Annotated in this window: 6 protein-coding genes and 3 pseudogenes; 5 read left to right on the forward strand and 4 right to left on the reverse strand. The window is 59.3% G+C overall.

Annotated elements, in window-relative coordinates:
* Positions 1-100 precede the first annotated feature (100 nt).
* On the forward strand, positions 101-367 hold the full coding sequence (locus tag FXB38_RS41690) for a hypothetical protein (protein ID WP_187435523.1): 267 nt from the start codon (positions 101-103) through the stop codon (positions 365-367).
* A 175-nt stretch (positions 368-542) separates the two neighbouring features.
* On the opposite strand, the gene FXB38_RS41695 is transcribed toward FXB38_RS41690, so the two are convergent.
* A complete protein-coding gene (locus FXB38_RS41695) occupies positions 543-746 on the reverse strand; it encodes a hypothetical protein (RefSeq protein WP_148756667.1) in 204 nt (67 codons plus the stop codon).
* Between the two features lie 151 nt (positions 747-897).
* On the opposite strand from FXB38_RS41695, the gene FXB38_RS41700 reads away from it, so the two are divergent.
* Positions 898-2,796 (forward strand): adenylate/guanylate cyclase domain-containing protein, encoded by a 1,899-nt coding sequence (locus FXB38_RS41700; RefSeq protein ID WP_148756668.1) that lies wholly within the window; start codon positions 898-900, stop codon positions 2,794-2,796.
* The gene (gene urtA / locus FXB38_RS41705; RefSeq protein WP_148756669.1) at positions 2,793-4,082 is read left to right on the forward strand and encodes an urea ABC transporter substrate-binding protein; all 1,290 of its coding nucleotides are present in this window, start codon (positions 2,793-2,795) and stop codon (positions 4,080-4,082) included. The genes FXB38_RS41700 and urtA overlap by 4 nt, the downstream gene beginning before the upstream one ends.
* A gap of 61 nt (positions 4,083-4,143) precedes the next feature.
* On the opposite strand, the pseudogene FXB38_RS41710 reads toward urtA, so the two are convergent.
* The 3 pseudogenes from FXB38_RS41710 to FXB38_RS41720 form a co-directional block, all read right to left on the reverse strand.
* A pseudogene (locus FXB38_RS41710) lies at positions 4,144-5,225 on the reverse strand (patatin-like phospholipase family protein).
* Positions 5,226-5,246: 21 nt separating this feature from the next.
* Positions 5,247-5,665 (reverse strand): annotated as a pseudogene (locus FXB38_RS44435) (transposase); the annotation flags it as partial.
* A 165-nt stretch (positions 5,666-5,830) separates the two neighbouring features.
* Positions 5,831-6,897: pseudogene (locus FXB38_RS41720) on the reverse strand (SphA family protein).
* Between the two features lie 310 nt (positions 6,898-7,207).
* Here FXB38_RS41720 and istA point away from each other — a divergent pair.
* On the forward strand, positions 7,208-8,749 hold the full coding sequence (gene istA, locus FXB38_RS41725) for an IS21 family transposase (protein ID WP_148756670.1): 1,542 nt from the start codon (positions 7,208-7,210) through the stop codon (positions 8,747-8,749).
* Between the two features lie 19 nt (positions 8,750-8,768).
* Positions 8,769-9,101: ATP-binding protein (locus FXB38_RS41730; RefSeq protein WP_187435524.1), on the forward strand; the 333-nt coding region annotated here is incomplete at its 3' end.

A 9,101-nucleotide genomic window follows, 5' to 3' on the forward strand; every position in this document is an offset into this window, starting at 1 on the left:
ATCACTGTGACGAAGTACTAGATCATCCCAATACGCATGCCGAGACAGTCGCCAGGCCTGCCGAGGAATAACGGGGAATTCATCGCGGAAATGGCGCAGCTTGACCGATCCGGAATACGGTGCGATCGGTATGCGTCAATCGCAATGCTCCGACGCCGGAATCGATTATGAAACCTCTGTCATCTGGTGCGAGGATCTGACTCGCGCGATTATCGACGACCGCACAGCTGGCTTCTGCAAGATGATCGCGGACCGCAGGACACACAACTTTCTGGGCGCGCATATCGTCGGCGAACGTGCCGTAGAAACTGTGCAGCTGATGGCCGCGATCATGGCCGCGGGGACTGACGGTGGAGCAGGTAGCTGACCTAGAACTCGCGTTCCTGACCTATTCGGCGATCATTCTTATGGCAGCGCGGGACCTAAAATACAAACTCGATCCGGAGTATGCGGCACTCTACCAATCGGGCATCGTCGGAAGCCCCGCCAGCAAGGCGCTGTCCTGACCTGTTGCGGCCATCCGATGCCGTTGCCCCGGCGCGCTAGATTCCGCGGGGCTTCACCACCCAAATAGCGCCCGCATCGCCGTAATCGAAGTCGTCGGAGACGATAAAGATAATGTTCGGCTTGCTGCCGCCTGACGGTGTCACGGCCGGGGTCCGCGCACCACGCGACCTGTGCTGGATCGTCCGCTGCAATAGCATCTCAGGCTGTGCTGGCGTCAAGCTGCGATCACTGTTGTTCATTTGCCGAAATCGCATAGCCGGCAGGATCGACTGAATTTATTATGGACTGCATTGAGACCGTGATGCGTGACTTCTCATGGTCATCATCCGCAAGTTGCGCAGCGACGAGATTTAGCGGCTGCACTCTTAGCGACTGAGGAGCGCGCGCGGAATGTTGACATTTCGAACCTCACTCACCTTCGCTGTGATGGCTTTTATCGTCGCTCTTGCTGTTTTGCTGATCGCCATTCAGGTCCGGGCGCTTCGTTGGGCAACGAAGGAAGCTGCGTCCGCCTATATGGACGCAACCAGCTCGAAGGCCTTGGGACGTCTTCAGACAGAGATCACCGCGATAGCCTCGTTGGCGCATGTGCTGGCGACCAGTTCCAGCGTGACCGATTCAAATGAAAGAACCGAGACCGGCCCCGCGATCCCACTGTTCAAGGCCGCACTGCAGGAACTGCCCCAAATGGACAGTATCTATGCCGGTTTCGAAAATGGCGCCTGGTTGCAGGTGCGGCGCATTGGCGACCTCAACGATGAGCAACGCGAGAGGCTTCGTGCGACGCCTGGGGCCACCGTTGCGATCAATTTGATCCGCCCTGCGCAGAGTGGCGAACTTCCAGTGCGACGAATCTTTGAAGATCGGCAAGGCAACGAAGTCGGACAGCTTGATCTATGGAAATACGAATACGACGCGCGCAAGCGGCCCTGGTATCGCGAGACGATGAAAGCCGACCGCCCGCTGGTCTCGTCGCCGTACCTTGCGTTTAGCATCTGTGCACCCGTGATCACGATAAGCGCACCCTTGCGAGGGAAAGTGCCTGGCGTCCTTGCCGCCGATCTCAAGCTCGACACCTTCAGCGATTTCGTCCAGGCGCAACGGCCCGGGGAGCACGGCATCGTCCTGATTTTCGACTCAATGGGTTCGCTCATAGCCCATCCCGATTTTGCGCAGTTCGTTGTCGATGCGATGACACATCCATCCCAACAACAATTGCCAAACGTCAAGGGGATCAACACCGGGGTCGTGGCGACAGCCTTACGAGCGTCGCTTGGTCGCGACCGCTATGAGGGTAGCATCCGCGACGACCGGGGCCGGGACTATCTGTTCAGGATGGCAAAATTCACTCTGGGCGAGCAGTACACCGCCAACATTTTGCTGCTGGCGGCCCAGGATGACTTTGCTCAAAATGTTCGGAGCCTGCAGTTTACCGGACTAATGCTCGCAACTATCGCTGGCGCTGCCTTCATTCCCGTCGTTTGGATATTTGGCAGCGGAATGTCGCGAGCCTTGAAAAACATAACGGCTCAGGCGGTCAAGCTTCAGACGCTGGCTGCGCCTGACCCCTCGCCAGTCGCATCGCGCATTAAGGAAATTCAGGAACTTGGCGGCGCCATGGAACTCGCGCAGCGCGCGATATGGTCATTCGCGCACTTTATCCCCAAGGAAATCGTCCGGGGAATCATCGATAATTCCATATCCACCGAGCTTGGCGGAGTCCGAGAGGAGATTACCGTCGTTTTCACCGACGTCCGGGATTTCACGTCGATCGCCGAGTCCGCGGATCCTGATGTTCTCATGCACCAGATGTCGCGCTATTTCTCCGTGCTTACAGAGGCGTTCCTCGCCGAAGGCGGAACGGTCGACAAGTTCATTGGTGACGCAGTGATGGTGTTCTGGAACGCACCCAATCCGCAGCCTAACCACGTTGAGCGGGCCTGCCGGGCGGCCCTTGTGGGCAGAGCGGCGTGTGACAGGCTCAACTCCCAGTTTGAAACTGAAGGTTTAAAGCCATTCTTCACGCGGTTTGGCATTCACGTCGGAGATGCCGTCGTCGGCAATCTCGGGTCGACGGAGCGTATGAACTACACAGCCCTTGGCAATACGGTAAATCTGGCAGCGCGCCTCGAAGGCCTGAACAAGCAGTTTGGGACCAATATCCTTGTGAGCGAAGGCGTCTATTTGCGGGCTCAACATTGTTTCCAGTTCAGAGCTTTGGAGTCGGTCCTGGCCAAGGGCATGACCAAGGAAACACGCGTTTTCGAGCTCGTCGGGGCATTGACATGAAGTCAGCTTCGGTCCTGCGAGTTGTCGTTCTTGGATTGCTCGTCTTGCGGTTCGTGCTCGTCGGTCCGACGGTTCGCGCAGACGAAGCCACTATCAAAATCGGCATTTTGCATTCTCTGTCCGGCACCATGGCAATCAGCGAGTCAGTACTTAAAGACACGGTTCTGATGCTGATAGCCGACCAGAACAGGAAAGATGGGCTGCTCGGGCGGAAATTGGAACCGGTCGTCGTTGATCCGGCGTCCGATTGGGATGCCTTTGCCGAAAAAGCCCGGGAATTGCTCACGAAGGAAAAGGTCGCAGTCGTGTTCGGCTGCTGGACTTCCGCCTCCCGCAAATCCGTTCTGCCAATCTTCGAGCAGTTGAACGGCCTGCTCTTCTACCCCGTGCAATACGAGGGCGAAGAGAGCTCTCGCAACATCTTCTACACGGGAGCCACGCCCAATCAGCAGGCAATTCCGGCGGTTCGATATCTGATGAGCAAGGAAGGAGGCGAAGTTCGCAGGTGGGTTCTGCTTGGCACTGACTACGTTTATCCGCGCACAACAAACCGGATCTTGAGCGCGTATTTGACCGCCGAGGGCGTATCGCCAGAGGATATCACGACGATTTATACGCCGTTCGGCTACTCCGAATGGCGAGGAATCGTCGAGCGGATCAGAGCCATCGGCTCGCAGGGAAAAAAGACCGCGGTCATATCAACCATCAACGGAGATGCAAACACGTACTTCTATAGGGAACTCGCAGCCCAACACGTAGATGCCAAGGTAATTCCAGTCATGGCGTTCTCGATTGGTGACCGCGAATTGCTCGGTGGTGATATCTTCCCCGTCGGGCACCTGGCGGCCTGGAATTACTACCAGTCGATCAAGTCACCAGAAAACGAAGCGTTCATCAAGATGTGGGCGGACTTCAACGAGCAACGAGAGAAAACTACAAATGACCCGATGGAAGCCACGTTCATTGGCTTCAGGATGTGGGCGCAAGCCGTTGTCCAAGCGCGCACCACTGACGTCGATGCGGTCCGCCAGGCCATGTACGGTCAAAGAATCAAGGCGCCGAGCGGCTTCGAAGTTGTGATGAACACCAATCATCATCTTTCCAAGCCAGTGATGATTGGCAAAATAAACTCTTCCGGGACCTTTGACGTTATTTGGCAGTCAATCAATCCGGCCCGCGCTGATGCCTGGAGCAAGTACCTCCCCGAAAGCGCCAAGCGCACGGCTGATTGGACCTTTCCGTGGGTCTGCGGGGGGTGCGTCGAGCCGACCTTCAAGGAATGGTGACGTCTCGGCGTTTTCGGGCTACCGGACATCAAGCGACAACGATCACGACCTTCTATCAGATTCAGAGGTGGAATTTATGGATGTCTACCGACGACTCGACACCCAGTTTGACGAAGTGTTTCGCGAGCCAGTCGCCCGCACATTTTCGCACCTGGTCGCGAAGAGTAACGAGAAAGTCCCAATCGGCGTTGTACTTGCTTGTGGGACTAAGTGCATCCATGAATTCGTCGTCGGCGATGCTGTGGATCAGCACATGTTTCAGCCCTTCGACGAGGCGTTTTTGCGTGGCAAGATTGGTGACGAAACTGACCGCCCGCATCTCCCGCATCAGCGACGAATTGAAGCTGATCTCGTTGATGCGGTTCAAAATATCGAGAGCGGTGCGCGGCACCTCATTACGAAACAGCGGATTGATATGAACGACGACAATGTCGGAGCTCTTGCAGTCGTAGATCAGCGGGAAGAGCGCCGGGTTTCCCATATAGCCGCCGTCCCAATAAGCTTCGCCGTCGATCTCGACCGCGTGAAACATCGTGGGAAGACATGCCGAAGCCATCACGGCAGAGATTGAAATTTCCTTTGCTGCGGAGACCTTCACCTTGCCGGTACGAACGTTCGTCGCAGAGAGGAAGAGCTTGACCGGAGAGTCCGGGCGCCTCAGCACGTCAAAATCGATCGATTGCTCGACCACTTCACGCAGTGGATTATAGTCGGTGGGGTTGAATTCATATGGCGATAGCACGCGCGTAACGAAGCCCATCAGGGAGAACACCGGCGACCATGCCAGCTTGTGGTCCCCGAGCATTCTGTCGATGGTGCTTGGTTGCAACGGGCCCAGCCTGGCCGCGTCGCTGACGCGCTTCCAGTAGTCAGTGAGCGCCTTACGTGCCCCATCGCGACCGCCGATCGCAAGCCCATAAGCAAACACCCCGCATTCATCGCCCCGGCGCTCGTCGCGCTGAGCCCCTCGAAGGCGATGCCTTTCTCGTCCAGGAGTCGGTCGAGTACACCCCAGGTAAACGCACCATGCGCTCCGCCCCCTTGGAGAGCCAGATTGATGGTCCTGGAAAATATCGGTTCGTGACCGGCGCTCCTAGGTGCCTCAGGCGTTTCCGCCGACTTCCGCTCTGAAGTAGCTTCCATTGCCGAACCGCAACCTTTGTTGGAGTAAGCAAAGAATGCCGGTCCCTTGTGAGCTCCGGTCCACTGAGCCGCGGGATCGGACGGCGAAACGAACTTCGGAACGACGTCGCTGGCGCGCCCTACGCTGTATCGTCGAGGGTCGCCAGATACTCCTTCACCGCGCGCGGGTCGCGGTCCTTGCGCCAATCCTGACCTGCGATCGAGCGTCGCTTGTTGGCATCAGCCTGGATCAGGCTCGCATCGACTGCAAAGCCATCGCCGCCAACTAGACCGGCCGCAATGCACGCCTCCACGACCCGCTCGAAGATGTGGCGAAATACATCTCCCTCGCGGAAGCGCTCGTTGGGGGCGCGCGAGAACGCCGAATGATCCGGAATAGCGTCCTCGATACCGAGCTTGCAGAATCAACGATAGGCAAGGTTCACCTGCACTTCACGGCAAGTCGCTATTCGGCCGGCTGGGAATCGATCCTCGCACAGAGCCTTTGAACCGGCTAGGCGACATGACCCAGGCTGGAGCCGATCCGGTTCGGTATCTGCCAACGCCGGTGGTCAAGGAACGTCTTTCTCCGGTTCAACATGCCAAGTCTCGAGGTGGATGTTGGTCTACTTCGTGACCAAGTGTCGGGTCGGCGCTGCATCGACGGGTGCCGCCGGCGAAATCGAGAACGTCAACCACGTATTCCAGCCAGAGGGCCGATTCGCCGCATCGAATTCACCATATGCCTTGAGGTTCAGGTATCCCTGCATACCGACGACAGGAAAGATATATCCCAACTGCGGGCCACTCCGAGAACCCGTGATCGGAAGCCGCCGAGTATAGGACTTCCGCCGGTATCATCCGAGACTTGCTGGTAGGCGTACCCGACGACCCCCACAAAGACCTGTTTCGAGAGAAATTGTGCCGCACTCCAATCGAAATGGAAATCGACACCGCTTTGAACCTGGGTATCGGGATTCTTGAAATTGTATGTAAATCCGGCAACGCCTGACAGCGTTTGCCCCGCGGCCGGATTCAGATATGTATAGCCTCCGCCTGCGTCGATCGCGCCATGGCCAATGCCGAGATTGGACAAGCGCTTCGGATCATAGCCGCCGACGGGAATGTCACCCGTCACATAGGTCATGTAGTTGTTCACGCCCGAATTCCACTTCATCGTGATCATCGGATAGAGATCACCGACGGACGTAAGCGAATCCCCGATGCTTCCCATGCGGGTCGCTGCAAACCCTCCGACGTTCGCCGTCAGCGCTCAGTCGATGGTCGTGGCCGTCCGGCCAAATATCCCGGTTACTCCCATAGCGAGCTGGCCACCGAGAACCGGCGTCGCGAAGGTGTAGGTCGGATTCAGCAGCAGCAGGTCCGCTTGGGCATTCAAGTTCGCGTTCAAGCTGACACTGACGTTCGGCGCGAACCTGCCGATCTGTATTTCTCTCGCCGCTGCAACGGCGCCCGAGGCTGCGACACTGGTGTGGTAATAAACGGCAGCCATCGACCAGCCAGGCGCCACCGGGGTCGCCGGGAGACTGCTAATCTGCCCAGGCAGCCAGAACGAGATTCCGCTCTCGTCGGCGCGTGAAGCGGCGGGGCAAAGGACGAGCAACGCGCCAATTGCGCCGATGCGGAGCAGCGGGAGCTCAGCGCACCTTGAATGCCGATCATCTTGCTGCATCTGCGTACTCTCCGCCCGAGGTTCCTGCCTTTGTTGCATGCTACCCAAAGTTTGGGTGGAAGCTATGCGAAAACGGCAAAAGCCATGGCTCTCCTTTCTGTGGTGCACTGGGGCAACACCTTCTGCGTGCGGAATCCGAGGCAAAGCGGCCACCGATTCCGACGGAAGGCGGCCACCGATTCCGATCGAAAGCGGCCACCCAATCCGAACGAAGGCGGCCACCCTGTTGATAGGGTGAGACGGGGGGCGTTGTCGGCAATCTGAACGGGGCAAGGTCCCTCCTTTTGCGGTTCACGCAATGGGAGGTCCGATGCCCGCCGAGAGATTGCCGATGCGGAAGATTCGAGAAGTTCTACGCCTGAAGTATTCCTGTGGGACGAGCGATCGGGTGATCTCCCGATCGGTCGGGATCGGTCGCACGGCGATTGCGGAGTATGTCCGCCGCGCCGCGGTGATCGGCATCACTTGGCCGATACCGGAGGAGCTCGACGACACCGCGCTGGAGCGCAAGCTGTTTGCGCCGGCCGGCTACAACCCGCCGCGATCGAAGCCGCTTCCGGATTGGGGGCATGTCCATGCCGAGTTGCGCCGCCGCAGCGTAACGCTGGCGCTGCTGTGGGAGGAATACCGCGGCCATCATCCCGACGGCTACGGCTACAGCCGGTTCTGCGACCTCTACGTCGAATGGCGCCACGGGATCACGGCGACCATGCGGCAGGCCCACGCGGCCGGCGAGAAGCTGTTCGTGGACTTCGCCGGCGATACCGTGCCGGTGTTCGACGGGCTCACCGGGGAGGTTCGCGCCGCCAAGATCTTCGTCGCGGTCATGGGAGCGTCGAATTACACATTCGTCCAAGCTCGGTTCAGCGAGGCGTTGCCCGACTGGATCGGCGCCCATGTGGATGCGCTTACCTTCCTGGGCGGGGTGCCGAAGGCGCTCGTCTGCGACAATCTGAAGGCCGGGGTCACGACGGCGAGCCGCTACGAGCCGGGGGTCAACCGGACCTACCAGGATCTCGCGGCCCATTACGGCACCACCATCATGCCGGCGCGGCCGCGCAAGCCGCGCGACAAGGCCAAGGTCGAGGCGGCGGTTCTCATCGTTCAACGATGGATTTTGGCGCGGCTGCGCAATCGGCGTTTCTTCTCGCTCGCCGAGTTGAACGTCGCGATCCGCATCTTGGTCGACGACCTCAATGCCCGCCTGATGCGCAAGCTCGGTGCCAGCCGCCGTGAGTTCTTCGACACCATCGATCGTCCGGCCCTGATGCCGCTGCCAGCCGAGCCCTATCAGTACGCCGAATGGCGCCGCGCGCGCGTGGCGCCGGATTACCACGTCGAAGTTCAGGGACACTTCTACTCGGTGCCATCCCGCCTGATCCGCCAGGTCGTCGAGGTGCGGGCCACCGAGGCTACCATCGAGGTGTTCCATCGCGGCACCCGCATCGCCAGCCACGCACGCTCGGGCTTGAAGCGCCGGCACACGACGATCCCAGAGCACATGCCGAGCGCGCATCGCCGATACGCCTTCTGGACGCCGGCGCGTCTGCTGGCCGCCGCCGAGAAGATCGGTCCGTCCACGGTCGCGCTGTGCGAGGCGATCATGCGGACAAAGCCCCATCCTGAGCAGGGCTTCCGATCCTGTCTCGGTATCCTGCGGATGGAGAGGACCTATGGGGCGCAGCGTCTCGAGGCCGCATGCCGCCGTGGTATCAGCATCGGCGCAGCGAGCTATAGGTCGATCGCCTCGATCCTCAAGACCGGCCTCGACAAGGCTTTCCTTCCCGACACCACCCCCGACGCCGATCCCATCCAGCACGGCAACATCCGGGGCCGCGGCTACTACCACTGACCAGCAAGAAGGAGACCTTATGCTCAGCAACCACACCCACGAACGTCTTGCCGCTCTCGGGCTCGCCGGCATGGCCAAGGCCTTCGATGATCAGCAACGCCAACCCGACGTCACCGCGCTGACCTTCGAGCAGCGGCTCGGCCTGATGATTGATCGCGAAGCAACCGAGCGGGAGAACAAAAGGCTCACCGTGCGCCTGAAGTTCGCCTCGCTACGGCAGACCGCAATCATCGAAGATGTCGATCTGCGCGCTCCGCGCGGCATCGACCGCGCCTTCTTTGCCAAGCTCGTCGATGGCGATTGGATCAGCCGCAAGCAAAATTTGCTCATTACCGGGCCAACCGAGCCCGCT

Source organism: Bradyrhizobium cytisi (assembly GCF_008123515.1).
Lineage (GTDB): Bacteria > Pseudomonadota > Alphaproteobacteria > Rhizobiales > Xanthobacteraceae > Bradyrhizobium > Bradyrhizobium cytisi.